The organism is Klebsiella ornithinolytica NBRC 105727 = ATCC 31898 (assembly GCF_001598295.1).
Lineage (GTDB): Bacteria > Pseudomonadota > Gammaproteobacteria > Enterobacterales > Enterobacteriaceae > Klebsiella > Klebsiella ornithinolytica.
On the sequence record NZ_BCYR01000006.1, the window covers coordinates 187,307 to 211,908 of the forward strand.

A 24,602-nucleotide genomic window follows, 5' to 3' on the forward strand; every position below is an offset into this window, starting at 1 on the left:
ACTTATGCCTGCCTGGCCAGCCCAAAGAACTCGCGGGCCGTTAACTCATCACGTGCAATTTGCGCTTTCAGCTCATCAAGCGACGCAAATCGCTGCTCGTTACGTATTTTTTTACGCAGTATTACGTCTATATGGCGACCATAAAGGTCCATTACAACGTCCAGCAAATGCACTTCCAGCTGCTGGCGAACGCCAGCAACCGTTGGACGGGTGCCAATGTTGGCGACGCCCACCAGCGGTTTGTCGCCCAGTCCTGTTACTTCCACCGCATAGACCCCTTTTACCGGGGAAACCTGACGGCGTAGCGGTAAGTTCGCCGTCGGAAAACCAATAGTGCGCCCCAGCTCATCGCCGTGGACCACGCGTCCGGAGATCGTAAAGGGATGACCCAGCAGGTTTTCCGCCTGCACAAGGTCGTCATCCGCCAGCGCCTGGCGCACCGCCGTGCTGCTGATACGTACGCCGCCTTCGCAGAAAGTTTGGGTGCTGGTTACGTCAAAACCATATTCCGCCCCGGCTTTCTGTAATAACAAGAAATCCCCCTGGCGACCAGCGCCAAAGCGGAAATCATCCCCCACAGCGAGGAACTGCACGCCTAACCGGCGCACCAGCAGTTCGCTGATAAAATCCTGGGCGGTCAGGGCGGCGAAGCGGCGGTCAAAGCGCACGCACAGCACATAGTCGACGCCGCTTTCAGCCAGATAGCTCAGCTTTTCCCGCAGACGCGTCAAACGGGCGGGCGCCTTATCGGCGGCAAACAGCTCCAGCGGCTGTGGTTCGAAAATCATCACCACCACCGGTAAACCACGCTGGCGGCCCTCGGCGCGCAAACGCTGCAGCAGCGCCTGATGCCCGCGATGCACACCGTCAAAATTACCAATGGTCAGCACGCACCCGTGCGGCGCCTGACTGAGATTATGTATGCCGCGTATCAGCTTCATGTCTGGCTCAAAACAGTGAAAATCGTCCGAGTATACCTTGTACAACTGACGACGTTAACCAGCGATTGCACCTCTTAACCGAAAGATCCCGGGAATTCATCAACTCAGCGCGGGAATGCGGCAAAAACTACCCGAGCCCAGCGATTTTTATGGTGGAAAGGCTGTATTCGCCAGCAACAAGCTGGTAGAATCTTGCGCCATCACTACGTAATAAAGCGTCGTTGTTTTAAGCGGCGCTTATTTGCACAAATCCATTGACAAAAGAAGGCTAAACGGGCATATTCCTCGGCCTTTGAATTGTCCATATAGAACACATTTGGGAGTTGGACCTTGGCTAATATCAAATCAGCTAAGAAGCGCGCCGTTCAGTCTGAAAAGGCCCGCAAGCACAACGCTAGCCGTCGCTCTATGATGCGTACTTTCATCAAGAAAGTATACGCAGCTATCGAAGCTGGCGACAAAGCTACTGCACTGAAAGCATTTAACGAAATGCAACCAATCGTGGACCGTCAGGCTGCTAAAGGTCTGATCCACAAAAACAAAGCTGCGCGTCATAAAGCAAACCTGACCGCTCAGATCAACAAACTGGCTTAATCGTCTGCTTGTTATCGCTTTGTAAAAAAACCCGCGAAAGCGGGTTTTTTTATGTCTGTCAGTTACGGCTGCGGCGTCGTGAAGAGTGACGAATAGTCGCGATTGCAAATCCGTTGCACCGCCGGATGCTGAATCATCCTTTCGGCAAAAATGGCGTGATACTCCTCCATCACATTCTCCATCCGTCCGATCTCAATAATCGTCTCGTCCTGATAGAAGTCATGCGCGTAAAGCGTCGGCGCGACAAAAATCGCATTATGCGCCGCACCGAACGCCTTCATCAGCGCCGCATCGTCAAACTCACCGAGAATCTCGACCTTCAGCCCCTGGGAGTTGAACCAGTTCAGAAGCTTGCGTCCCAGCATCGAGCGCCGACCGGGGATCAGCAGACGACGCTCCTCCAGACAGGCGGGGAACGGTTTTTCCGGCGGCGGGTTCATACACCAGAAGCTCACGCTGCACTCGCCGATACGTACGGAGAACAGCCCTTCCTGCTGGGTGGAATCGATGGGGCAGTCTGAGATGATCATATCGAGCTTGTGCTGGCTGAGCTGTTCAAGCAGCATTTCGTGAGTCGATTCAAAGCAACGCAGATGAATCTGTTCATTATCCACTACCGCCGCATCCAGCACCCCGCTCACCAGTCGTTTCGACAAAGCATCGGCAACGCCGACATCGAACAGTAGGTTAGACTCTTTGCGGTAGTTCACAATATCGAGCATCTCCTGGCTCAGCGTGAACATGCGGTCCGCATAGCGGAATACCAGCTCGCCCAGTTCACTCGGCTCCAGCCCCCGCCCCTTGCGTTTAAACAATTTCCCCTGCAAACGCTCTTCGAGCGCTTTGATTTGCCCGGTAATGGTCTGCGGCGTCAGAAACAAAGCCTCCGCGGCGCCGACAACAGAACCTTCTTTGTAAACGTGCCAGAAGTAATACAGGTGGTTGTAATTAATATGCGACATGTTTCTCTCCCTGATAATGCCAGGGGAGCCCTTACAGGCTCCCCGTCGAATGTTAAGCCGTCGTGGTATCCGCAATACGCCTGCGTAGTATCATATACCCGGTCACGGCCGACAGGACCGATCCAATCAGGATGCCCAGCTTGGCCCAGTTGATTAAGCCAGGGTTAACGCTGCTGAAGGCCAGACTGGCGATGAAAATCGACATCGTGAAGCCAATCCCGCACAGAATGCCGACCGCCACAATCTGCTTGCAGGTCGTCCCTTCCGGCAGCGATGCCCATTTCAGTTTTAACGCCAGCCAGCAGAACAGGCTGATACCCAGCGGTTTGCCGATAAACAGCCCGGCAATAATCCCCAGCGGCAGCAGTGACGTCAGTCCTTCAATCGTTACCCCTTGCAGCGAGACGCCTGCGTTAGCGAAGGCGAAAAGCGGCAGAATCAGGTAAGCCACCCACGGATGCAGGACATGCTCAAGCTGCTTAGCCGGTGATTTACCGCCCTGCTCCTTCAGCGGGATCATAAAGCCAACGATCACCCCGGCTAACGTCGCATGAACCCCGGACTTCAGGACCGCAGTCCATAGCACCGCGCCGACCAGGATATAGATACCGGTGCGTCGGACGCCACAAAGATTGAGCGCGACCAGCACGGCAATCGCCCCAGCCGCCACGCCCAGCGACAGGACGGAAAGGTCACTGGTATAAAACAGGGCAATGATGATAATGGCGCCCAGGTCGTCGATAATCGCCAGCGCCATCAGGAAGATTTTCAACGCCGGCGGTACGCGACTGCCCAACAGCGCCAGCACGCCCAGCGCAAAAGCGATATCGGTCGCCGCCGGAATCGCCCACCCCTCCCGGGTAATCGGATCCTGAGCATTAAACGCCAGGTAGATCAGCGCCGGGACAATCATCCCACCCAAGGCAGCCACGACCGGGAAAACGGCCTGACGGCGGCTGGCCAGCGCCCCCTGAATCATCTCTCGCTTCACTTCCAGACCAATCAGTAAGAAGAAGACGGCCATCAGCGCATCGTTAATCCACAGCAGCATGTTCTTATTGATTTCTAACGCACCAACACGCAGCTGAACGGGTGTTTCCAGAAAGGAATGGTAAATACCGCTGGTCGCGTCAGTATTAGCCAACAGCATGGCCAACGCGGCCGCAAAAATGAGGATAATGCCCCCTGAAGCATCGCTACTGAAAAAACGCTGCAGATGTTTCACTTTTACTCTCTCTATAAGGCTAATTCATCGATGAAACTATTCTAGTCGCCATAACACTTCGAAAAAATAAGATTATTATTGCGTTATAGCTCGATTTTTACGATATAAGACAGACGGCAAAGTGCGACTCTGACCGGAGGGATTCAGCCATCATTAACAGATAGCGGGCTGGAAACAAAAAAGCCACTTTAACAATAAAGTGGCTTTTCAGAATCGCAGCAGATTAGCGCGTCAGGTCGTCGAAGAATTTCTTCACGCCATCAAAGAAACTTTTGGAGCGCGGGCTGTTTTTTTCACCCGTTGGGCCGCCAAAACTTTCCTGAAGATCCTTCAGCAGCTGTTTCTGTTTTTCATTAAGCCCTACCGGCGTTTCAACCACCACGCGGCACAGCAGATCGCCCTGCGCGCCACCGCGTACGGATTTCACGCCTTTGCCACGCATGCGGAATAGCTTACCGGTCTGCGTTTCGCCAGGCACCTTCAGATTGACGCGGCCATCCAGCGTCGGGACTTCAATCTCGCCGCCGAGGGCAGCCATGGTGAAGTTGATCGGCACTTCGCAGTACAGGTTATTGCCTTCGCGCTCAAAGATAGCGTGCTGCTTAACCTGGACCTGAACGTACAGATCGCCAGCCGGAGCGCCGTGCTCGCCCGCTTCGCCTTCGCCTGAAAGACGAATACGATCGCCGGTATCAACACCCGCCGGGATTTTGACCGACAGGGTTTTAGTCTTCTCGACACGGCCGTGACCGTGGCATTTGTTGCACGGATCCTTAATCAGCGTACCGCGTCCCTGGCAATGCGGACAGGTTTGCTGAACGGCGAAGAAGCCCTGGCGCATCTGCACCTGACCGGCACCGTGACAGGTTGGACAGGTTTGCGGTTTGCTACCGGCTTTCGCGCCGCTGCCGTGGCAGACGTCACACTCTTCCAGCGTCGGGATGCGAATCTCTTTAGTCACGCCGCGAACGGCTTCTTCCAGCGTCAGGTCCATGTTGTAGCGCAGGTCAGCGCCACGCGCCGCACGCTGACGGCCACGACCGCCGCCGAAGATATCGCCAAACACGTCGCCAAAGATATCGCTGAAATCGGCACCGCCGCCAAAACCACCGCCGCCGCCGCCCATGCCACCTTGTTCAAAGGCGGCGTGGCCGTACTGATCGTAGGCCGCACGCTTCTGGTCATCAGTCAGGATTTCATACGCTTCTTTAATTTCTTTAAACTTCGCTTCGGCTTCTTTATCACCCTGGTTACGGTCCGGGTGGTATTTCATGGCCAGGCGCTTGTAAGCCTTTTTGATTTCACGCTCTTCCGCTGTTTTGGAAACGCCCAAAATCTCGTAATAATCTTGCTTTGCCATTGGTGTTTTTCAGCCCCTTAACATGCGTGCACGGGCGGAGAGGAAACCTCTTCGCCCGTGCCAGTGTTTTACCCGTTCAAAGGGCGATTATTTTTTGTCTTTCACTTCTTCAAACTCGGCGTCAACGACATCGTCGTCTTTCGCGTTGCTTTCAGAAGCTTCAGCACCGCCAGCCTGCTGCTGAGCGTGTTGCTGCTGAGCAATTTCCATCAGCTTCTGGGAAGCCTGAGCCAGCGCCTGCATTTTCGCTTCGATGTCCGCTTTGTCTTCACCTTTCAGTGAAGTTTCCAGCGCGGTCAGCGCAGACTCGATGGCAGTTTTGTCGTCAGCCGGCAGTTTGTCGCCCGCTTCTTCAACCTGCTTACGCGTGCTGTGCAGCAGATGGTCGCCCTGGTTACGGGTCTGAACCAGTTCTTCGAACTTACGGTCAGATTCAGCGTTCGCTTCCGCATCACGAACCATTTTGGCAATTTCTTCTTCGTTCAGACCAGAAGAGGCCTTAATGGTGATTTTCTGCTCTTTACCGCTGTTTTTGTCTTTGGCGGACACGTGCAGGATACCATCAGCATCGATGTCGAAGGTGACTTCGATCTGCGGCATACCGCGCGGTGCCGGGTTAATCCCATCCAGGTTGAACTGACCCAGTGATTTGTTATCGGAAGCGCGTTTACGCTCACCCTGAATCACGTGGATGGTTACCGCAGACTGGTTGTCTTCTGCAGTAGAGAACACCTGGCTGTGCTTGGTCGGGATAGTGGTGTTCTTGTTGATCAGCGCAGTCATCACGCCGCCCATGGTTTCGATACCCAGCGACAGCGGGGTAACGTCCAGCAGCAGAACGTCTTTGACTTCACCAGTCAGTACACCACCCTGAACCGCAGCACCGATCGCCACAGCTTCATCCGGGTTAACGTCTTTACGCGGCTCTTTACCAAAGAACTCAGCCACTTTCTTCTGCACCATTGGCATACGAGTCTGACCACCAACCAGGATAACGTCCTGGATGTCAGACACGGACAGACCCGCGTCCTGCAGCGCAACCTTCAGCGGCTCGATAGAACGGTTCACCAGATCTTCAACCAGGCTTTCCAGTTTCGCACGAGTCACTTTGATGTTCATGTGTTTCGGACCGGTGGCATCTGCAGTGATGTACGGCAGGTTCACGTCGGTCTGCTGAGCGGAAGAAAGCTCGATTTTCGCTTTTTCAGCCGCTTCTTTCAGACGCTGCATGGCCAGCGGATCGTTACGCAGGTCAATGCCCTGATCTTTCTTAAACTCATCAACGAGGTAGTTGATCATACGGCTATCGAAGTCTTCACCACCCAGGTGGGTATCACCGTTGGTTGCCAGAACTTCGAAGGTTTTTTCGCCGTCAACTTCGTCGATTTCGATAATAGAGATATCGAAGGTACCACCACCGAGGTCGTAAACCGCGATAGTACGGTTGCCGACTTCTTTATCCAGACCGTAAGCCAGTGCAGCGGCGGTCGGTTCGTTGATGATACGTTTGACTTCCAGACCTGCGATACGGCCGGCATCTTTCGTTGCCTGACGCTGAGCATCGTTGAAGTATGCAGGTACGGTGATAACCGCTTCAGTTACCGGCTCACCCAGGTAATCTTCAGCCGTTTTCTTCATTTTTTTCAGCACTTCAGCAGAAATCTGCGGCGGCGCCATTTTCTGACCTTTCACATCAAGCCATGCGTCGCCGTTGTCGGCGCCGATGATTTTGTACGGCATGATGGATACGTCACGCTGAACTTCTTCGTCCTGGAAGCGGCGACCAATCAGGCGTTTAATCGCAAACAGGGTGTTTTGCGGGTTTGTCACTGCCTGACGTTTAGCCGGCTGACCAACCAGAGTTTCACCATCCTGGGTATAAGCAATGATAGAAGGCGTGGTGCGATCGCCTTCGGCGTTCTCCAGCACACGTGCAGTAGTGCCATCCATAATCGCTACACAAGAGTTGGTAGTACCCAGGTCGATACCAATAATTTTACCCATCTAAACGTCTCCACTAAAAATTCGATCAACATGTGGTTGTAAACCTGTAATAAGGGCGAAACCTATGGTTTCAACTGCCCAGACATCATTTTTTTCAGGTTCATTCACTGCGGTTGACTACAAGATGGGGTCGCCCACCGCTTCCTCAAGGGGGCAAGCAAAAAAATTTTTCACTTTCTTGCCGGGTAAAGAGACGAATAAACAAGGCCGACTGAATAAACCGGTAAAAAAGCGGCTTTTATCGATAGCACGCGTCCCGCCAGACGCCTCCGCGCCCGGCTGCCGATAGCGAACGATCGCCATTTATCCGCGCCAGCGTAAATTGGCGAAAAATACCCCGCCAGATCATAGACAGTTACCCTGCGCCTCATTATGATGCCGCGCCCCGTCACCGAGTGGCGGGGTAATGCTTCCCTTTCTAATCATTATTCTGAGGAATTATGGGCAACACTAAGTTGGCTAATCCGGCACCGCTGGGCCTTATGGGCTTCGGCATGACCACTATTCTGCTTAATCTGGCAAATAGCGGCCTGTTCGCGTTTGATGTAGCTATCCTGGCGATGGGCATTTTTTACGGCGGTATTGCGCAGATTTTCGCAGGCCTGCTGGAATTTAAAAAAGGCAATACCTTTGGTTTAACCGCTTTTACGTCCTACGGCGCCTTCTGGCTGACGTTGGTCGCTATTCTTCTCATGCCGAAAATGGGCCTGGCAGAAGCACCTGATGCGCACTTCCTCGGCATGTATCTCGGTCTGTGGGGAGTCTTCACGTTGTTTATGTTCTTCGGTACCCTGAAAGCCGCACGAATGCTGCAATTCGTTTTCCTCAGCCTGACCGTTCTGTTTGCGCTGCTGGCAATCGGTCACCTGGCAGATAATGAAGGTCTCGTAAAAATCGCGGGCTGGATTGGTTTAGTCTGCGGCGGTAGCGCTATTTATCTGGCGATGGGTGAAGTACTGAACGAACAGTTTGGTCGCACCGTACTGCCGATCGGCGCACCTCATTGATAAAAAATACCCTCGTCCCGACGGGCGAGGGTATTGCTCGCAGAACGTTGCAGAACGTTAAGGCAGGCGCTGCAACTCCCCGCCGGCGGCAGCCACATCACGGTTCATCCCCTGGCGCAGCCAGATCCCTAATCCCAGCCCCATCAGCGAAAGCGCCAGCACGTACCATGCAGGTGCCATCGGCGAAACGCCCATCAGCATGGTCACGACAATCGGCGTCAGACCGCCAAAAATGGCGTAAGAGACGTTATATGAGAAGGAAATGCCGGTAAAGCGAACCTCCGCCGGGAAAGCGCGCACCATGACGTAAGGTACGGCGCCCACAACCCCGACGCATAATCCCACCGTGCCATACAGCAGGAACAGCTGCTGTGGACTGCTGCCGGAAAGGTGATAGAACGCCCAGCTGGAGAGCGCCAGTAGCAAACTGCCGACGATGAACGTGCGGCTGGCGCCAAAACGATCCGCCGCCAGCCCTGCCAGCAGACAGCCGATGCAGAGCATAATGGTGGCAATACTGTTGGCCTGCAGGGTGATGGCCGGGGCAAAACCGTAGTGCTTTTGTAGCCAGACCGGTGACATCAGGATCACCACCACCACGCCGGCGGATAACAGCCAGGTCAGCAGCATGGAAACCACCACCGCTTTCTGGTGTTTAAGCACCACCGATTTGACCGGCAGCTCCTGTGCTAACGCCTTACGCTGCTGCATTTCGAGAAATATCGGCGTCTCCTGCAGCCAACGACGCAGATACATGGCCACCAGACCAAATACGCCGCCTAACAGGAAGGGAATACGCCAGCCGCCGTCGTGAATCCCCTGCGGCGTCAGGCTGGTATTAATCAGCGTCGCGACCACCGATCCCAGTAGAATGCCAACCGTCAGGCCCGCAGTGAGGGTGCCGCAGGCGATACCAATGCGCTTTTCCGGCACGTGTTCGGCGACAAAAACCCAGGCGCCGGGCACTTCCCCTCCGATAGCCGCCCCCTGCAGAATGCGCATCAGCAACAGCAGCAGCGGCGCGGCAATGCCTGTCGACGCGTAGGTCGGCAGCAAACCAATCGCCAGCGTCGGCAATGCCATCAGCAGAATGCTCAGGGTGAACATCTTCTTGCGCCCGACCAGATCGCCGAAGTGGGCCATAATAATGCCGCCCAGTGGACGCGCCAGGTAGCCCGCGGCAAAGATGCCGAAGGTCTGCACCTGACGCAGCCATTCCGGGATATCCGCCGGGAAGAACAGTTCGCCAACGACGGCGGCGAAGAAGACAAAGATAATGAAATCATAAAACTCCAGCGCGCCGCCAAGGGCGGCCAGCGTCAGGGTTTTATAATCTTGTCGATTCAGAGGTCGGGTATGTTGTGACATAACGAGCGATTCATCCAGAGGTGTGTAGGTGTCATCACGAAATGTGTAAAGTAAAAAACACTATATCGTAAATAAAACGGCACACCACCGACAATGCAGGTTATGTCAGGAAAGTATTAAATTCAGGATAAAGTTTCGCGCCTCGCGCTTTTTGGGCGAAAAGCCGCTACAACTTCCGCGTCTGTCTCCACATACGGCCCCTCCAGCAACTGTACACAATAAGGTACACTTGCGAAGATCCCGTGCACCAGAACCTTGCCGTCAGCATCTTTAACGCCTTCAAGGGTTTCCTGAATGGCTTTCGGCTGGCCCGGCAGATTCAAAATCAACGCCTGCTTGCGGATAACGCCAACCTGACGAGAAAGGATAGCCGTCGGAACGAAGTGTAGGCTAACCTGGCGCATTTGCTCACCAAATCCTGGCATAACGCGGTCGGCGACGGCCAGGGTGGCATCCGGCGTCACGTCGCGTCGGGCCGGACCGGTCCCGCCGGTAGTTAACACCAGATGGCAGGCCATCTCGTCAACCAGCTCACACAGCGTTTGTTCGATAATCACCTGTTCGTCAGGGATCAGACGGGTCTCGAGCTCAAAGGGGGTCGTCAGCGCACGCGCCAGCCACTCTTCAAGTGCCGGGATGCCTTTATCCTGATAGACGCCGCTGGAGGCGCGATCGGAAATGGAAACTAAGCCGATTCGTAAGGTATTCATCGTTATTCCGTTCAAACAGTACAATTAGACGGAATGATACACGCTGGAAGGAAATACAGACAGAGTTCAGGAGAAGTAGCGTGACCGGGAGCCCGGCCACGCCCAAATGATTACAGCAGGTCGCCGATCATTTTTTCCAGTTTTTCCTGGTCGATCGCAAACTTACGGATACCTTCCGCCAGCTTGTCCACCGCCATCGGATCCTGGTTGTGCTGCCACAGGAACTGGGCTTCGGTGATGCGTTCCGGACGCGCTTTTACTTCGCCGCTGAACGCCAGTTTACGCTCGATAGCCCCTTCGCTTTCCGCCAGCTCTTTCAGCAGAGCCGGAGCGATAGTCAGGCGATCGCAGCCGGCCAGCTCAAGGATTTCACCGACGTTACGGAAGCTTGCGCCCATCACGACAGTTTCATAACCGTGCTGCTTGTAGTACTCGTAGATCTCACTGACGGAAACGACGCCCGGATCTTCAGCCGGCGCGTACTCTTTCTTATCGGTGTTCGCTTTGTACCAGTCGAGAATACGACCAACGAACGGAGAGATCAGGAATACACCCGCTTCAGCACAAGCGCGAGCCTGAGCGAAGGAGAACAGCAGAGTCAGGTTACAGTTGATGCCTTCTTTTTCCAGCTGCTCGGCAGCGCAAATACCCTGCCAGGTGGAAGCCAGTTTAATCAGAATGCGATCGTTGCCGATGCCCGCATCGTTATACAGTTTGATGATGCGTTTCGCTTTCGCGATAGATGCCTGGGTGTCATACGAGAGGCGCGCATCAACTTCGGTCGAAATACGGCCTGGAATCAGCTTAAGAATTTCGAGACCAATGTTCACCGCCAGCTTATCGGAAGCATCGATAATCTGCTGAGCGCGATCGCTGCTCTGGCCGCGGGCCCACTCGACAGCGTCATCAATCAGCTTACGGTACTCAGGAATCTGAGCCGCGCCGAGGATCAAAGAAGGGTTAGTCGTGGCATCCTGAGGCTGATACAGCTTCATTGCCGCAATATCTCCGGTATCAGCTACGACAGTGGTGTACTGACGCAGAGAAGTCAATTTATCCGTCATGATAGTGTTTCTCTTAAACAGCAGTTAAGGGGATGTAACCGGTCTGCCAAGATGATAACACGCTGCATGTTCAGCGCAACTGCGGACCATGCAAGAGCGCAGAGTGTGATAAACTGGATGAATTAATTCTCTGAAAGCTAAGGGATTGTCACTGAATTGGTAACGCTTACACTAGCGTTCCGGCATGGACAAGAGGATGGTTAATGCCTGATTTTTTCTCTTTTATCAATGAAATACTCTGGGGCTCCGTAATGATTTATCTGTTACTGGGCGCCGGCATCTGGTTTACCTGGCGAACAAAATTCATTCAGTTTCGTTATGTTCGCCAGTTTGGGAAAAGTCTAAAGAAAAGCCTCCAGCCTCAGCCCGGCGGATTAACCTCTTTCCAGGCCCTGTGCACCAGCCTCGCGGCGCGCGTGGGCAGCGGCAACCTGGTCGGCGTCGCGCTGGCTATCTCCGCCGGCGGACCCGGCGCCGTCTTCTGGATGTGGGTTTCTGCGCTGCTCGGCATGGCCAGCAGCTTTGCCGAATGTTCTCTTGCCCAGCTCTACAAAGAACGCGATGCCCACGGGCAATTTCGCGGCGGCCCGGCCTGGTATATGTCCCGGGGTTTAGGAATGCGCTGGATGGGCATCGTGTTTTCTATCCTGCTCCTGCTGGCCTATGGGGTTATTTTTAACACCGTGCAGGCCAACTCCATCGCGAATGCGATGACCTATGCCTTTGACCTTCCCGCTATCGTTACCGGTTGCGCGCTGGCACTGGTGATCCTGCTGGTTATCGTGCGGGGTTTGCGGGGCGTGGCGAAGCTATTGCAGTGGATTGTGCCGCTGATGGCTCTGCTTTGGGTGACTACCAGCCTGCTGATTGGCCTCTGGCACATTACGGCGCTGCCGGCCATTTTCGAGTCCATTTTCCGCAGCGCGTTCGGCTGGCAGGAAGCCGCCGCCGGCGCAGTGGGCTATACCATCAGCCAGGCGCTGACCAGTGGTTTTCAGCGCGGTATGTTCTCGAACGAAGCGGGGATGGGGTCAACGCCTAACGCCGCGGCGGCAGCGGCTTCCTGGCCTCCGCATCCGGCGGCGCAGGGGATCGTGCAAATGATTGGCGTCCTCATCGATACGATAGTTATCTGTACCGCCAGCGCCGTCATTATCATGCTGGCGCCGCTAGACGACGCGGAAGATGCCGCGAACGGTATCCAGAGCATCCAGCACGCCATGACATCACTGGTCGGCGGCTGGGGGGCGGGATTCGTGGCGATCGTCGTGCTGCTCTTTGCCTTCAGTTCTATCGTCGCAAACTACATCTACGCTGAAAATAACCTGATATTTCTGCGCATTAACAGCCCTCGTCATATCTGGGCGCTGCGGATCCTCACTCTGGTCATGGTTATCGCCGGCACGCTGGTCGGTTTGCCGGTTGTCTGGCAGCTGGCGGATACCATTATGGCGCTGATGGCCATCACTAACCTGACCGCTATTTTACTGCTGTCGCCTACGGTACGGATCCTGGCCAGTGATTATCTCACCCAGCGACGACTGGGCGTACGACCGACCTTTGACGCCACGCGCTACCCGGAAATTAACCAGCAGCTGGCGCCTGGAGCCTGGGATGAAGTGCCGCGTGAATAGCGCGGCAATCGCAGCTATCGATCCCACCGCGCTCTTTTTTTGTTAAAGTCACGGAAAATTCCCTGCAAGGACCGGATATGCTGATTCTTATTTCACCTGCCAAAACGCTCGACTACCAAAGCCCGCTGGCCACAGCACGCTACACCCAGCCTGAACTTCTGGAGTATTCCCAGGAGCTGATCGGCGTCGCGCGCCGGCTCTCGGCGCCACAGATCGGCAAACTGATGAGCATCAGCGATAAGCTGGCGGATCTGAATGCGACCCGCTTTCATGACTGGCAGCCGGACTTCACGCCGCAAAACGCGCGCCAGGCCATTCTGGCTTTTAAAGGCGACGTTTATACCGGACTGCAGGCAGAAACCCTCAGCGAAGACGATTTCGATTTTGCCCAGCGACATTTGCGTATGCTTTCCGGCCTCTACGGCGTGCTGCGCCCGCTGGATCTGATGCAGCCCTATCGCCTGGAGATGGGCATTAAGCTGGAAAATAGCAAAGGCAAAGATCTCTACCAGTTCTGGGGCGAGGTGATTACCGATAAACTCAATCAGGCGCTGAAAGCTCAGGGAGACGATATCGTGATTAACCTGGCTTCTGACGAATACTTCCGGTCGGTGAAGACAAAACAGTTGCAGGGAAGAATCATTAAGCCCGTGTTCCTCGATGAGAAAAACGGCCAGTTTAAAGTGATCAGTTTCTATGCCAAAAAGGCGCGCGGGTTAATGAGCCGCTATATCATTGAAAACCGCTTAACCCAGCCTGAACAGCTAACCCGTTTCAACAGCGAAGGCTATTTCTTCGACGCCGAAGCCTCCGGTCAGAAAGATGAGATGGTCTTTAAACGCCACGAACGCTAATTCCCTTCCCGGCCGCCCTCATGGCGACCGGGAGGGAAGACTTAGTGATGGCGCCAGTCACGATCCGGGCCGCGGCCGCGATCGTGGTCATCATGATGATCATGGCGATGCTCATCGTGCGCGCGCCAGTGGTTATCGCGCCAGTCATAATGACGGCCCCACCATTCGTGGTCGCGCCAGCGACCGCCGTCCCAGTAGTTACCGTAATTGTCGCGATCGCCAATTTGCAGTTTGACTGCCGGCACCAGCGTGATCTCCGATGCGTGAACCACAGCAGGAGCCACCAGCGACATCGAAAGCGCAAGGATCACAGACTTCAGCGTTGACATAGGTTTCCCCTTCATTAACAGTCCCCGCATGGGGGCGATAACCAAAGATTACCCCTGAGCAACGGTGCGGGTTATTCTCCGCAATCCTAATCTTTGCCCCCCGGCATTTATTGGTAATTCATCCATTTTCCCTGCCTTTTTTCTGCATAATTCCTCCTTTTTCGCCGATAAAAAAGCCGGGCGTAGAGGCCCGGCCTGAGAACATCGTGCGGCGAAAAAAGGCCGTTATGCTTTGCCCATCATCAGCTGGCGCAGCGCGGCGAAATCCGCCGGCAGATTATGCGACAGCAGCGGCAGGTCGGCGCGATCGGCCAGCTCTTTCGGCAGCGGCAGCGTCTCCTGGAGGATCTCTTCGACGCTCTCCTTGAATTTCGCCGGGTGCGCGGTACCGAGGAACAGACCGTATTCGCCCGGCTGCAGCTGGTCGCGCAGCGCGCGCCAGGCGATGGCGGCGTGCGGCTCTGAGGTGTAACCAATAGCTTTTAGCTCGCGCATCGCCTGTTTCGTGGTTTCATCGTCCACGGCGGCATAGCCCAGCTCGTTCAGACGCCAGATTTTGCGACGGAACAGCTCTTCCACGCGCGGCCAGTTGTTCGGCTGGCTGACGTCCATGGCGTTAGACAGCGTCGCCTGAGTCGCTTTCGGCGCCCAGTTGCCGTCCTGCAGGAAGCGCGGCACGGTGTCATTGGCGTTGGTGGCGGCAATAAAGCGCTTAATCGGCAGCCCTAAAGACTTCGCCAGCAGACCGGCGGTCAGATCGCCAAAGTTACCGCTCGGTACGGAGATGACCAGCTGGTTGCGGGCTTCCTGCGGCAGCTGTGCGACCGCTTCGAAGTAGTAGCAAATCTGCGCCAGCAGACGACTGATATTGATGGAGTTCGCCGAGTTCAGGCCCAGAGCAACCTTCAGCTCTTCGTCGTCAAACGCCTGTTTCACCAGCGCCTGGCAGGCGTCGAAATCGCCATCAATCGCCACGGTTTCAATGTTGCCGCCCAGGGTGCAGAACAGTTTTTCCTGCAGCGGGCTGATCTTGCCGCGCGGATACAGAATAACGACTTTGACATTCGGCAGGCCGTAAAACGCATGCGCAACTGCCGCGCCGGTATCACCGGAGGTGGCGGTCAGAATCGTCACCGGTTTGTCGCCGGCGATATGGGTCAACATCTGCGCCATAAAGCGGCCGCCGAAATCTTTAAACGCCAGCGTCGGGCCGTGGAACAGCTCCAGGCAGCCAATATCATCCTGCACCTTGCTGACCGGAGCCGGGAAGGTGAAAGCGGCGGCGATGCGCTCTTTGAGGATCTCCTGCGGGATCTCGTCGCCAATAAAGGCCGACAGAATTCTGGCGCTGCGGGAGGCCAAATCCATCTCCAGCATGTCGTCAATTTCAGTCAGGCTAAATTCCGGCAGATCGTGCGGAAAGAACAGCCCCTGTTGCTTGCCAAGCCCCTGCGTAACGGCCTGCGCAAAGCTGACCTGTTCGTTATGATCTTTTAAATTATAGAGTTTCATTGGTTATCCCACTACTCGTGCGCCCGCCGTATCCAGCCGGCAAATATGAACGAAGCCTTCCTGATTCTGCAGATAATGCGTGCCCAGCCAGTCCGCGACGCGCTGCGCGGTTTCCGGCTTATCGCATAGCGCAAACAGCGTCGGGCCGGAGCCTGAGATGCCGCACGCCTGCGCACCGATCTCCATCGCCGCCTGACGCGCTTCGCTGAAGCCCGGCAGCAGTTTGGTGCGATACGGTTCGGCAATTACATCTTTCATCAATTTCGCTGCCAGCTGCGGCTGGCGGGTGTAGCAGGCATGAATAAAGCCCGCCAGGTGACGACCGTGAGCGATACAGTCCTGGCGGCGATACTGCGCCGGGAGGATGGCACGCGCTTCCGCCGTCGAAACTTTAATTCCCGGATAAGCCAGCACCCACAGCCATTCGTCAAAACCCGGAACCTGCTGGCTGATGATGCCATTCTCTTCAATCATCAGCTGCATGCCGCCCAGGTAGCAGGGCGCAACGTTGTCATAGTGGATGCTGCCGGAAATGCGCCCTTCCATCTCCCCCATCAGCGCCAGCATGCGCATCTCATTCAGCGGCTTACCGCAGAATTCATTCATCGCCACCAGCGCGGCGACGACAGAACAGGCGCTGGAGCCGAGACCGGAACCAATCGGCATGTTTTTTTCCAGTACCATCGACACCGGAACCTTTTTGCCGATTTCCTGACAGAAACGCTCCCAGCACTGGTAAACAATGTTTTCCTGCGGCGCTGAGGGCAGCTTGCTGGCAAAGCGGCCAACGTTTTGCAGGCTGAAACTGTCCGCCGCCTCGACCGAAACGTTGTCCCCCAGCAGGGTGCCATCGACCGGCGTCACCGCCGCGCCCAGCACATCAAACCCGACGCTCATATTGGCACTGGAAGCCGGGGCATATACTTTGACCATCTTAAACTCCTAACTTCCATGACAGGGTGCGCAACAGGTCAGCAAACACACCGGCCGCCGTAACGTCGTTACCTGCACCATAGCCGCGTAGCACCAGCGGCAGCGGCTGATAATAATGGCTGTAAAAGGCCAGGGCGTTTTCACCATTTTTCACTTTGAACAGCGGATCGTTACCGTCAACGGCAGCAATTTTCACGCGACAGGTTCCATCCTCTTCGATGTTACCGACGTAACGCAAGACTTTACCTTCATCACGAGCCTGGGCAACCCGGGAAGCAAACTCGTTATCCAGCGAAGGCAAGCGTGCCATAAAGCTCTCAACGTCGCCGCTGGCATCAAATTGTGCAGGCAGTACCGGTTCGACGACAATGTCAGACAGCTCAAGCTCACGGCCGGTTTCACGAGCCAGAATCAGCAGCTTGCGCGCAACATCGACGCCTGAAAGATCGTCTCGCGGATCCGGTTCGGTATACCCCATCTCGCGCGCCAGCGTTGTTGCCTCGGAGAGATTCATGCCCTCATCCAGCTTACCGAAAATAAACGACAGAGATCCGGAAAGAATACCGGAGAAGTGCAGCAGCTCATCGCCAGCGTTGAGCAGGTTTTGCAGGTTTTCAATTACCGGCAGACCGGCGCCAACGTTGGTGTCGTAGAGGAATTTGCGTCGCGAGCTGCTGGCGGCATGGCGCAGCTGATGGTAGTAATCCAGCGAGGAGGTATTGGCCTTTTTGTTCGGCGTCACCACGTGGAAACCCTCGCGCAGGAAATCGGCGTACTGATCGGCGACCGCCTGACTGGAGGTACAGTCGACGATAACCGGGTTCAGCAAATGGTACTCTTTGACCAGACGAATCAGGCGGCCCAGGTTCAGCGACTCTTTCGCTTCGGCCAGCTCCGCGCGCCAGTTCTCGAGATTCAGCCCGTGCACGTTAGTCAGCAAGGCCTGTGAATTAGCCACGCCGCAGACGCGCAGGTCGATATGTTTGTTCTTCAGCCAGCCCTGCTGACGCTTGATCTGTTCAATCAGCGCGCCACCGACGCCGCCGACGCCGATAACAAAGACCTCAATCACCTGATCGGTGTTGAACAGCATCTGGTGAGTTACGCGTACTCCGGTGGTCGCATCATCATTGCTGACCACCACGGAAATAGAACGCTCGGAAGAGCCCTGGGCAATCGCCACGATATTGATATTAGCGCGGGCCAGCGCGGCGAAGAACTTCGCCGAGATCCCGCGCAGCGTACGCATACCGTCGCCCACCACGGAGATGATCGCCAGACGATCCATGATCGACAGCGGCTCCAGCTGGCCCTCTTTCAGCTCCAGATAGAACTCATCTTCCATCACCCGTTTTGCGCGTGCACAGTCGCTCTGCGGTACGCAGAAACTGATGCTGTATTCCGATGACGACTGGGTAATCAGCACGACTGAAATTCCGGCGCGGGACATGGTGGCAAACACGCGGGCGGCCATACCGACCATGCCTTTCATCCCCGGACCGGAGACGTTAAACATCGCCATATTATTGAGGTTAGAAATGCCTTTGACCGGCAGACCGTCTTCATCAAGGCTGGCGCCGATCAGCGTGCCTGGCGCCTGTGGATTACCGGTATTCTTGATCAGGCAGGGAATCTGGAACTGAGCGATAGGAGCAATGGTGCGCGGATGCAGAACTTTCGCCCCGAAGTAGGAGAGCTCCATCGCTTCCTGATATGACATCGACTTCAGCAGACGCGCATCGGGAACCTGACGCGGGTCGCAGGTATATACCCCATCGACATCGGTCCAGATTTCACAACAGTCGGCGCGCAGGCAGGCGGCCAGCACGGCAGCAGAGTAGTCTGAGCCATTGCGTCCCAGCACCACCAGCTCCCCTTTTTCGTTCCCGGCGGTAAACCCGGCCATCAGCACCATATGGTCGGCCGGAATTTGGCTGGCGGTAATGCGGCGAGTCGATTCAGCGATATCGACAGTGGATTCGAGGTAATGGCCAACGGCCAGCAGTTTTTCGACGGGATTTATCACGCTAACTTTGTGCCCGCGAGCTTCCAGCAGGCCCGCCATGACGGCGATAGATAGCTTCTCACCGCGGCAAATCAGCGCGGCGTTGACGCTATCCGGGCACTGACCAAGCAGGCTGATACCGTGCAGCACGTGTTTAATCTGGGCAAACTCTTGCGCGACAACGGCTTTCAGCTGTGCCAGCGGGAACCCCGGTTGCGCGTCGGCGAGGCCCTGCAGCAGTTCAGCAAAAATGCGTTCAGCGTCGGAGATATTGGTGAGCGCGTCCTGGCCGCCGATGGTTTTTTCAATCATCGCAACCAGATGGTTGGTAATTTTCGCCGGGGCAGACAGGACGGTTGCTACCTGCCCCTGCCTGGCATTGCTCTCCAGAATATCGGCAACCCGCAGAAAACGTTCTGCATTTGCCACTGATGTACCGCCGAACTTCAACACGCGCATGGTTGTTACCCCTAGATTTTTTGTCGAAAAAAAAGCCCGCACTGTTCAGGTGCGGGCTTTTTTCTGTGTTTCCTGTACGCGTCAGCCCGCACCGTTACCTGTGGTAATGGTGATGGTGATAATGGTTGTCATCATGCTGATGCGTTTCATGGATGTTGTGTACTCTGTAATTTTTATCTGTCTGTGTCCTGTGCCTATATTGGTTAAAGTATCTGCCGGTTTAAGTCAACGAATTTTTACATTTCACCCGCTACGCTGCAGCGGGCCAATGCGCCACAATGACCTGACAATTCACCTGAATTTGCGATACGCAGCGCTTGATACTGGCAGATATAACCATACTTAAAACTTATAGCAGAACTTTACTCTGGCAGGTTTTTTTCAATATCGTGTAGTAATCGGTGCAACATTGCCGTGTCTCGCTGCTCTAAAAGCCCAATTCGCTGCTGGAGCCAGTCGGTCAGTTTGAGGTCTTCAGCTACGCCCAGTCGGGTCAATAAATCGAGCGCCCGCAGACGTAATGCCTGCAGCTGATTTTCATCGACGCCGGCAGAAACGGCCGACGTCTGCTGAACCAACGCGCTCAATTGATAGCAATAAACCATCACCGACTGCCCTAAGTTAAGCGAAGGATAGTCGGCCACCATCGGCACGCCGGTCAGCACATCAGCCAAAGCCAGCTCTTCGTTAGTCAGCCCGGAATCTTCCCGACCAAATACCAGCGCCGCATGGTTCATCCACCCGGCTTTCTCCGCCATCAGCGGCAGCAGCTGCTGCGGCGTGGCGTAGTAATGGAAGCGCGCCCGGCTGCGGGCCGTTGTCGCAACGGTAAAGTCAACGTCATGCAGCGCCTGTTCCAGCGTTGGATAAGTGCTTATGTTATCGAGAATATCTCCGGATCCATGCGCAACCCAACGCGCCGCAGGCTGAAGGTGGGCATCGCTGTCAACGATACGCAGGTCGCGAAAACCCATTGTTTTCATCGCGCGTGCCGCCGCGCCAACGTTTTCTGCCCTGGCCGGGGCGACTAATACAATAGATACGTGCATGGTGGCTCTCTTCTACTCTCTCACGCGGCGAAAATGAAAAGCATCCCCATTTTACGCGGCGAAAATTTACAAATTTGCAACAAAAATCACTAAAATTGCGCGTTATTACCCATAAAAAAGCCTAAACTGTTTCCAACGAACCACGGGACGGAGTATGTTAACAGAACGCATTTATCCATATGTTTGCCAATGATATTTGTCGCAACCGCGCTGAACGGTCATTGGATTCAACATGTTTATCAATTTACCAGCGCAACCATTTGAGCTGTGTAAGATTTGTGACTATAAATAGCATTTTAATGCAATGATTTCACAAGACTGTTAACGTGCTACAATTGAATTTGATATATGTCAACGAAGCGTAGTTTTATGGGGTGTTCAGCCTCTCTTAGCCTGTTATATTGCTGTTAAAATGGTTAGGATGACAGCCGTTTTTGACACCGTCGGGTCCAGAGGGAAAGTACCCACGACCAAGCTAATGATGTTGTTGACGTTGATGGAAAGTGCATCAAGAACGCAATTACGTACTTTAGTCATGTTACGCCGGGCATGTTAATTTGCGACATGTACCAGGCAGGTCAGGGACTTTGGTACTTCCTGTTTCGATTTAGTTGGCAATTTAGGTAGCAAACATGCAGACCCCGCACATTCTTATCGTTGAAGACGAGTTGGTAACACGCAACACGTTAAAAAGTATTTTCGAAGCAGAAGGTTATGATGTGTTCGAAGCGACCGATGGCGCGGAAATGCATCAGATCCTGTCTGAAAATGATATCAACCTGGTGATCATGGATATCAACCTGCCAGGTAAAAATGGTCTCCTGTTAGCGCGTGAACTGCGTGAACAGGCTGACGTCGCGCTGATGTTCCTTACCGGCCGCGATAACGAAGTTGATAAGATTCTGGGCCTCGAAATCGGCGCTGATGACTATATCACTAAACCGTTCAACCCTCGTGAACTGACTATTCGCGCACGCAACCTCCTCTCCCGTACCATGAATCTGGGTACCGTGAGCGAAGAGCGTCGCAGCGTAGAAAGCTACAAGTTCAACGGCTGGGAACTGGATATCAATAGCCGTTCGCTGGTCAGCCCAAATGGTGAGCAGTACAAGCTGCCGCGCAGTGAATTCCGCGCGATGCTGCACTTCTGCGAGAACCCGGGCAAGATCCAGTCACGTGCTGAACTGCTGAAGAAAATGACCGGCCGTGAGCTTAAGCCGCACGACCGTACCGTTGACGTGACCATCCGTCGCATTCGTAAGCATTTCGAATCTACTCCGGATACGCCGGAAATCATCGCCACGATTCACGGCGAAGGTTATCGCTTCTGCGGTGACCTGCAGGAATAGCATTCGTTTTCCTGCTCCCGCAACGTAAAAACGGCGCTTAATGCGCCGTTTTTTTATGTGCGAATCAGATGCCACGATGCGCCGCGTTATTTATTCCACGGCATGATAGGCACGGCGCTGAGCGCATTCTTCGGCGAACCGTCAACGACTTTATCCGAATAGCTGAGGTAGATCAGCGCATTACGTTTGCTATCGTAAAAACGGACCACCTGCAGCTTTTTAAACACCAGCGAAGTACGTTTCTGGAAAACCACGTCGCCCTGCGACTTACCGTTTTTGATTTTATCGTTCAGTTCGATCGGCCCTACCTGCTGGCAAGAAATTGCCGCATCTGACGTATCTTCCGCCAGACCCAGACCGCCCTTAATCCCGCCGGTTTTCGCCCGGCTGATATAGCACGTCACGTTCTGAACATCCGGATCGTCGAAAGCCTCAACGACGATTTTATGATCCGGACCAAAGAATTTGAATACGGTATCGACGGAGCCAATTTGTTCCGCCTGCGCAACCTGACATCCCGCCAGTAAAAGCAGCCCCGCAACTAACCTCTTGTATTTCATATTGTTACCATTTTCTTAAAATTTTGCTAAGTGATGATTATAGACTCAACGGAAAAGGTTTATAGATCACAGCGTTACCAAAACAGCTAAAAAACTTGCTGACAAATCGCATTTATAAGCAAAAAAAACACTGAATGCTAAAACATCAAAAAATGCTATTATCCGCTACCTTAGTAGCAGGCACCTGAGTTTAAGGATGAGGACATTTTATGGATCAAGCAGGGATTATTCGCGATCTCCTTAGCTGGCTGGAAGGTCACCTGGATCAACCGCTCTCACTAGATAATGTGGCAGCCAAGGCGGGTTATTCCAAGTGGCATTTGCAAAGAATGTTTAAAGACGTGACCGGCCAAGCCATCGGTGCCTATATTCGCGCTCGCCGTTTATCCAAATCAGCGGTCGCCCTGCGCCTGACCGCCCGCCCGATTCTCGACATTGCGCTACAGTATCGTTTCGACTCGCAGCAGACCTTCACCCGCGCGTTTAAAAAGCAGTTTTCGTTAACGCCGGCGCTGTACCGCCGCTCTCCTGACTGGAGCTCTTACGGGATGCGTCCCCCGCTGCGCCTGGGTGAATTCACAATGCCGCAGCATGAGTTTGTCACCCTGAGCAATACCCAGCTGATTGGCATCACTCAGAGCTACACCTGCAAGCTGGAGGAGATCTCCGACTTCCGTAACCAGATGCGCGTTCAGTTCTGGCGTGATTTCCTCGGCAATTCGCCGTCGATTCCGCCTACGCTGTACGGTCTGCATGAACCGCGTCCTAGTCTCGAGAAAGATGACGAGCAAGAGGTCTTCTACACCACTGCGCTGACGCCGGAGATGGCCAACGGCCACCTGCACAACTCCCATCCGATAATTCTGGAAGGCGGCGAGTATGTGATGTTCACTTATGAAGGGTTAGGAAGCGGACTGCAGGAGTTTATCCTGACGGTGTATGGCACCTGCATGCCAATGCTGAACCTTACCCGCCGCAAGGGTCTGGATATCGAACGCTTCTTCCCTGAGGATGAAAGCCGGGATCAAGAAACGCCGATTCAGCTGCGTTGCGAATACCTGATCCCGATTCGTCGTTAACGCTGCAGTTCATCCATCGCGGGGGCGTCAAGATGCGACACATCCCCCGCGGTTTCCACGACCCAGCCCGATGCCAGCCACAGACTCTGCTGATAATCAACGCGAGAAATTGAGCAGTTACGCAGACGCAGGCGGCGTTCCGCGTGTGCCGGCAGCCCCAGAATCGTACTGACCAGACAGCCCAGCGCAATACCGTGACTCACCAGCAGCGGCCGGCTTCCGGCAGGCAGTTCCAGGCAGGACGCCAGCGCCGCGTGCATACGCTCGCTCAGCTCCAGCATCGACTCCCCCTGCGGGATACGGCCGTCCGGGGTCCCATCAACCAACCGGCGACGCCACTCTTCTTCTTCCTCGCTTAACGAGTCGATATGACGTTTCTCAAGAACCCCCATATCCAGCTCACGCAGCCGTGAATCAAGGATGACATCGCAACCGCAGGCTTCCGCGATAATCTCTGCCGTCCGGCGCGTACGCCCCAAATCGCTGGCAATGATATGCGTAATGCCTAACGTTCTGGCGCGTTCGCCGACCTGCCAGGCCTGGCGCTCGCCGTGAGGGGTTAACGGGCTGTCTGACTGGCCCTGAATGCGCCGCTCGGCGTTCCACTGCGTTTCGCCATGGCGAACAAGGTGTACCTGTAACATGCTATTTTTCCGTTCTGTGCTCTTCACAATTTCGGTTGCCGGCGTCGCGCGCTGCAACGAAAACGATTTGGAGTATACTGCGATGACGTAAATTTATTCTGAGTTGTTTGATTATGCACCATGTTGTCTCAGCTACCACTAATCCCGCCAAAATTCAGGCAATTCTACAGGCTTTTAACGAGATCTTCGGCGAAGGATCCTGCCACATTGAGTCCATCTCCGTCGAGAGTGGTGTGCCGGAACAACCGTTTGGTAACGAGGAAACGCGTGCTGGCGCACGAAACAGGGTCGCCAATGCGCGCGCCGTGCAGCCAAATGCTGACTTCTGGGTGGCCATTGAAGCCGGGATCGATGAGGGCAGCACCTTTAGCTGGGTAGTGATCGAGGATCGTCATCAGCGCGGCGAAGCGCGCTCGGCGACGCTGCCGCTGCCGGCGGTGATTCTGGAAAAAGTGCGTGCCGGGGAAGCACTAGGGCCGGTGATGTCACAACATACCGGCATCGATGAAATTGGTCGTAAAGAAGGGGCTATCGGCGTCTTTACCGCCGGGAAGCTCACGCGCAGCAGCGTCTACCACCAGGCGGTAGTACTGGCATTAAGCCCGTTCCATAACCTTATTTACCGTTAAGCAGCGCCTGCTCCAGCCACTGTCGTAGCTCGGGTGGCGCTGATTTCAGACTGTTAGAGCCACGGGTAATGGTGGCAATTCCGGCGCCGAGCTCGCTTTTCAGCTCACGCTGGCTCATCTCGCCACGCAGCAACTCTTCAATAATCCGTACGCGCGTGCCCAGCGCCTCGCGCTCGTCGGGCGTCAACATTAATTGCAGCAATGGCAGATGCAGATCGTCGGCGTACGCCTGCTGGAGTAACGCCACAAAGCGAAGCCATTCCTGATGACGCTGTTCGGCTACAGCCGCTGAATAAGGGGATTGTTGGGTCATGTTACGCCGCCATGTTGA

The 24,602-nt window shown here is 54.8% G+C and carries 25 protein-coding genes, 1 pseudogene and 1 other annotated feature; of the genes and pseudogenes, 7 read left to right on the forward strand and 19 right to left on the reverse strand.

The annotated features are described in order from the left end of the window. Nucleotides 1-2: 2 nt before the first annotated feature. Together ribF and ROR01S_RS27555 are read right to left on the reverse strand one after the other, a co-directional pair. Nucleotides 3-941, reverse strand: coding sequence for a bifunctional riboflavin kinase/FAD synthetase (gene ribF, locus ROR01S_RS14000; RefSeq protein ID WP_004857719.1), 939 nt, complete (start codon nucleotides 939-941; stop codon nucleotides 3-5). A gap of 7 nt (nucleotides 942-948) precedes the next feature. Beyond that, nucleotides 949-1,152: pseudogene (locus ROR01S_RS27555) on the reverse strand (DUF2575 domain-containing protein); the annotation flags it as partial. 119 nt (nucleotides 1,153-1,271) lie between these two features. On the opposite strand from ROR01S_RS27555, the gene rpsT reads away from it, so the two are divergent. Continuing rightward, nucleotides 1,272-1,535: a 30S ribosomal protein S20 gene (rpsT, locus tag ROR01S_RS14005; RefSeq protein WP_003018940.1), complete on the forward strand. Its 264-nt coding sequence runs from the start codon at nucleotides 1,272-1,274 to the stop codon at nucleotides 1,533-1,535. A 62-nt stretch (nucleotides 1,536-1,597) separates the two neighbouring features. On the opposite strand, the gene nhaR is transcribed toward rpsT, so the two are convergent. The 4 genes from nhaR to dnaK all read right to left on the reverse strand — a co-directional run bounded on the left by nhaR (nucleotide 1,598) and on the right by dnaK (nucleotide 7,086). Next, a complete protein-coding gene (gene nhaR, locus ROR01S_RS14010) occupies nucleotides 1,598-2,497 on the reverse strand; it encodes a transcriptional activator NhaR (RefSeq protein WP_004857714.1) in 900 nt (299 codons plus the stop codon). Between the two features lie 52 nt (nucleotides 2,498-2,549). After that, a complete protein-coding gene (nhaA, locus tag ROR01S_RS14015; protein ID WP_064359593.1) occupies nucleotides 2,550-3,722 on the reverse strand; it encodes a Na+/H+ antiporter NhaA in 1,173 nt (390 codons plus the stop codon). A gap of 223 nt (nucleotides 3,723-3,945) precedes the next feature. Beyond that, on the reverse strand, nucleotides 3,946-5,082 hold the full coding sequence (gene dnaJ / locus ROR01S_RS14020) for a molecular chaperone DnaJ (RefSeq protein ID WP_004857710.1): 1,137 nt from the start codon (nucleotides 5,080-5,082) through the stop codon (nucleotides 3,946-3,948). Between the two features lie 87 nt (nucleotides 5,083-5,169). Then, complete coding sequence (dnaK, locus tag ROR01S_RS14025; protein WP_004857708.1) at nucleotides 5,170-7,086, reverse strand: molecular chaperone DnaK; 1,917 nt, start codon at nucleotides 7,084-7,086, stop codon at nucleotides 5,170-5,172. Between the two features lie 440 nt (nucleotides 7,087-7,526). On the opposite strand from dnaK, the gene satP reads away from it, so the two are divergent. Continuing rightward, nucleotides 7,527-8,093: an acetate uptake transporter gene (satP, locus tag ROR01S_RS14035; protein ID WP_004857706.1), complete on the forward strand. Its 567-nt coding sequence runs from the start codon at nucleotides 7,527-7,529 to the stop codon at nucleotides 8,091-8,093. Nucleotides 8,094-8,150: 57 nt separating this feature from the next. Here the strand turns inward: satP and ROR01S_RS14040 are convergent, their stop codons facing one another. The 3 genes from ROR01S_RS14040 to tal form a co-directional block, all read right to left on the reverse strand. Further along, nucleotides 8,151-9,461: an MFS transporter gene (locus ROR01S_RS14040; RefSeq protein WP_064359594.1), complete on the reverse strand. Its 1,311-nt coding sequence runs from the start codon at nucleotides 9,459-9,461 to the stop codon at nucleotides 8,151-8,153. 122 nt (nucleotides 9,462-9,583) lie between these two features. Further along, a complete protein-coding gene (gene mog / locus ROR01S_RS14045) occupies nucleotides 9,584-10,171 on the reverse strand; it encodes a molybdopterin adenylyltransferase (RefSeq protein ID WP_015585183.1) in 588 nt (195 codons plus the stop codon). A gap of 110 nt (nucleotides 10,172-10,281) precedes the next feature. Beyond that, nucleotides 10,282-11,235, reverse strand: coding sequence for a transaldolase (tal, locus tag ROR01S_RS14050; protein ID WP_004857701.1), 954 nt, complete (start codon nucleotides 11,233-11,235; stop codon nucleotides 10,282-10,284). Between the two features lie 203 nt (nucleotides 11,236-11,438). Between tal and ROR01S_RS14055 the strand changes: the two genes are divergently transcribed. Together ROR01S_RS14055 and yaaA are read left to right on the forward strand one after the other, a co-directional pair. Then, nucleotides 11,439-12,869 (forward strand): alanine/glycine:cation symporter family protein, encoded by a 1,431-nt coding sequence (locus tag ROR01S_RS14055; protein ID WP_015585184.1) that lies wholly within the window; start codon nucleotides 11,439-11,441, stop codon nucleotides 12,867-12,869. Nucleotides 12,870-12,946: 77 nt separating this feature from the next. Continuing rightward, nucleotides 12,947-13,723 carry a peroxide stress protein YaaA gene (gene yaaA, locus ROR01S_RS14060; protein WP_004857698.1) on the forward strand — a complete coding sequence of 259 codons (777 nt, stop codon included), beginning with the start codon at nucleotides 12,947-12,949 and terminating at the stop codon, nucleotides 13,721-13,723. Between the two features lie 41 nt (nucleotides 13,724-13,764). Here yaaA and ROR01S_RS14065 read toward each other — a convergent pair whose 3' ends face one another. The 7 genes from ROR01S_RS14065 to yjjY all read right to left on the reverse strand — a co-directional run bounded on the left by ROR01S_RS14065 (nucleotide 13,765) and on the right by yjjY (nucleotide 20,547). Beyond that, a complete protein-coding gene (locus ROR01S_RS14065; protein ID WP_032716546.1) occupies nucleotides 13,765-14,052 on the reverse strand; it encodes a DUF2502 domain-containing protein in 288 nt (95 codons plus the stop codon). A gap of 225 nt (nucleotides 14,053-14,277) precedes the next feature. Then, on the reverse strand, nucleotides 14,278-15,564 hold the full coding sequence (thrC, locus tag ROR01S_RS14070; protein ID WP_004857695.1) for a threonine synthase: 1,287 nt from the start codon (nucleotides 15,562-15,564) through the stop codon (nucleotides 14,278-14,280). 3 nt (nucleotides 15,565-15,567) lie between these two features. Next, nucleotides 15,568-16,497 carry a homoserine kinase gene (thrB, locus tag ROR01S_RS14075; protein ID WP_004857693.1) on the reverse strand — a complete coding sequence of 310 codons (930 nt, stop codon included), beginning with the start codon at nucleotides 16,495-16,497 and terminating at the stop codon, nucleotides 15,568-15,570. Nucleotide 16,498: 1 nt separating this feature from the next. Next, nucleotides 16,499-18,961, reverse strand: coding sequence for a bifunctional aspartate kinase/homoserine dehydrogenase I (gene thrA / locus ROR01S_RS14080; protein ID WP_004857691.1), 2,463 nt, complete (start codon nucleotides 18,959-18,961; stop codon nucleotides 16,499-16,501). 25 nt (nucleotides 18,962-18,986) lie between these two features. Further along, nucleotides 18,987-19,104: a sequence feature (Thr leader region), on the reverse strand. After that, a complete protein-coding gene (gene thrL / locus ROR01S_RS26225) occupies nucleotides 19,043-19,111 on the reverse strand; it encodes a thr operon leader peptide (protein WP_071824685.1) in 69 nt (22 codons plus the stop codon). Its footprint overlaps the feature before it by 62 nt. A 212-nt stretch (nucleotides 19,112-19,323) precedes the next feature. Next, the gene (locus tag ROR01S_RS14085) at nucleotides 19,324-20,010 is read right to left on the reverse strand and encodes a tRNA/rRNA methyltransferase (protein ID WP_004857688.1); all 687 of its coding nucleotides are present in this window, start codon (nucleotides 20,008-20,010) and stop codon (nucleotides 19,324-19,326) included. 396 nt (nucleotides 20,011-20,406) lie between these two features. Beyond that, on the reverse strand, nucleotides 20,407-20,547 hold the full coding sequence (gene yjjY / locus ROR01S_RS27100) for a YjjY family protein (protein ID WP_049268126.1): 141 nt from the start codon (nucleotides 20,545-20,547) through the stop codon (nucleotides 20,407-20,409). Nucleotides 20,548-20,642: 95 nt separating this feature from the next. Between yjjY and arcA the strand changes: the two genes are divergently transcribed. Further along, nucleotides 20,643-21,359 carry a two-component system response regulator ArcA gene (gene arcA / locus ROR01S_RS14090; protein WP_002887843.1) on the forward strand — a complete coding sequence of 239 codons (717 nt, stop codon included), beginning with the start codon at nucleotides 20,643-20,645 and terminating at the stop codon, nucleotides 21,357-21,359. An 86-nt stretch (nucleotides 21,360-21,445) separates the two neighbouring features. On the opposite strand, the gene creA is transcribed toward arcA, so the two are convergent. Next, complete coding sequence (creA, locus tag ROR01S_RS14095; protein WP_004857687.1) at nucleotides 21,446-21,919, reverse strand: protein CreA; 474 nt, start codon at nucleotides 21,917-21,919, stop codon at nucleotides 21,446-21,448. A gap of 209 nt (nucleotides 21,920-22,128) precedes the next feature. On the opposite strand from creA, the gene robA reads away from it, so the two are divergent. After that, the gene (robA, locus tag ROR01S_RS14100) at nucleotides 22,129-22,998 is read left to right on the forward strand and encodes an MDR efflux pump AcrAB transcriptional activator RobA (RefSeq protein ID WP_004857685.1); all 870 of its coding nucleotides are present in this window, start codon (nucleotides 22,129-22,131) and stop codon (nucleotides 22,996-22,998) included. Here the strand turns inward: robA and gpmB are convergent. Further along, nucleotides 22,995-23,642 carry a 2,3-diphosphoglycerate-dependent phosphoglycerate mutase GpmB gene (gene gpmB, locus ROR01S_RS14105; protein WP_004857683.1) on the reverse strand — a complete coding sequence of 216 codons (648 nt, stop codon included), beginning with the start codon at nucleotides 23,640-23,642 and terminating at the stop codon, nucleotides 22,995-22,997. The two genes, robA and gpmB, sit on opposite strands and share 4 nt — an antisense overlap. 113 nt (nucleotides 23,643-23,755) lie before the next feature. Between gpmB and yjjX the strand changes: the two genes are divergently transcribed. Beyond that, nucleotides 23,756-24,271, forward strand: coding sequence for an inosine/xanthosine triphosphatase (gene yjjX, locus ROR01S_RS14110; RefSeq protein ID WP_004857681.1), 516 nt, complete (start codon nucleotides 23,756-23,758; stop codon nucleotides 24,269-24,271). Here the strand turns inward: yjjX and trpR are convergent. Next, entirely contained in the window at nucleotides 24,258-24,584 is a 327-nt protein-coding gene (gene trpR, locus ROR01S_RS14115) for a trp operon repressor (protein WP_015585187.1), read from the reverse strand. The genes yjjX and trpR overlap by 14 nt on opposite strands. Nucleotides 24,585-24,602 lie beyond the last annotated feature (18 nt).

Excerpts from the sequence above, each read along its gene's own strand:
- yjjX (WP_004857681.1), top strand. The coding sequence starts at position 23,756 with ATGCACCATGTTGTCTCAGCTACCACTAATCCCGCCAAAATTCAGGCA.
- satP (WP_004857706.1), top strand. The coding sequence starts at position 7,527 with ATGGGCAACACTAAGTTGGCTAATCCGGCACCGCTGGGCCTTATGGGC.
- ribF (WP_004857719.1), bottom strand. The coding sequence starts at position 941 with ATGAAGCTGATACGCGGCATACATAATCTCAGTCAGGCGCCGCACGGG.
- arcA (WP_002887843.1), top strand. The coding sequence starts at position 20,643 with ATGCAGACCCCGCACATTCTTATCGTTGAAGACGAGTTGGTAACACGC.
- yjjY (WP_049268126.1), bottom strand. The coding sequence starts at position 20,547 with ATGACTAAAGTACGTAATTGCGTTCTTGATGCACTTTCCATCAACGTC.
- yaaA (WP_004857698.1), top strand. The coding sequence starts at position 12,947 with ATGCTGATTCTTATTTCACCTGCCAAAACGCTCGACTACCAAAGCCCG.
- dnaJ (WP_004857710.1), bottom strand. The coding sequence starts at position 5,082 with ATGGCAAAGCAAGATTATTACGAGATTTTGGGCGTTTCCAAAACAGCG.
- dnaK (WP_004857708.1), bottom strand. The coding sequence starts at position 7,086 with ATGGGTAAAATTATTGGTATCGACCTGGGTACTACCAACTCTTGTGTA.
- trpR (WP_015585187.1), bottom strand. The coding sequence starts at position 24,584 with ATGACCCAACAATCCCCTTATTCAGCGGCTGTAGCCGAACAGCGTCAT.
- tal (WP_004857701.1), bottom strand. The coding sequence starts at position 11,235 with ATGACGGATAAATTGACTTCTCTGCGTCAGTACACCACTGTCGTAGCT.
- ROR01S_RS14065 (WP_032716546.1), bottom strand. The coding sequence starts at position 14,052 with ATGTCAACGCTGAAGTCTGTGATCCTTGCGCTTTCGATGTCGCTGGTG.
- gpmB (WP_004857683.1), bottom strand. The coding sequence starts at position 23,642 with ATGTTACAGGTACACCTTGTTCGCCATGGCGAAACGCAGTGGAACGCC.
- thrA (WP_004857691.1), bottom strand. The coding sequence starts at position 18,961 with ATGCGCGTGTTGAAGTTCGGCGGTACATCAGTGGCAAATGCAGAACGT.
- nhaR (WP_004857714.1), bottom strand. The coding sequence starts at position 2,497 with ATGTCGCATATTAATTACAACCACCTGTATTACTTCTGGCACGTTTAC.
- ROR01S_RS14085 (WP_004857688.1), bottom strand. The coding sequence starts at position 20,010 with ATGCACGTATCTATTGTATTAGTCGCCCCGGCCAGGGCAGAAAACGTT.
- creA (WP_004857687.1), bottom strand. The coding sequence starts at position 21,919 with ATGAAATACAAGAGGTTAGTTGCGGGGCTGCTTTTACTGGCGGGATGT.
- ROR01S_RS14040 (WP_064359594.1), bottom strand. The coding sequence starts at position 9,461 with ATGTCACAACATACCCGACCTCTGAATCGACAAGATTATAAAACCCTG.
- thrB (WP_004857693.1), bottom strand. The coding sequence starts at position 16,497 with ATGGTCAAAGTATATGCCCCGGCTTCCAGTGCCAATATGAGCGTCGGG.
- ROR01S_RS14055 (WP_015585184.1), top strand. The coding sequence starts at position 11,439 with ATGCCTGATTTTTTCTCTTTTATCAATGAAATACTCTGGGGCTCCGTA.
- mog (WP_015585183.1), bottom strand. The coding sequence starts at position 10,171 with ATGAATACCTTACGAATCGGCTTAGTTTCCATTTCCGATCGCGCCTCC.
- thrC (WP_004857695.1), bottom strand. The coding sequence starts at position 15,564 with ATGAAACTCTATAATTTAAAAGATCATAACGAACAGGTCAGCTTTGCG.
- robA (WP_004857685.1), top strand. The coding sequence starts at position 22,129 with ATGGATCAAGCAGGGATTATTCGCGATCTCCTTAGCTGGCTGGAAGGT.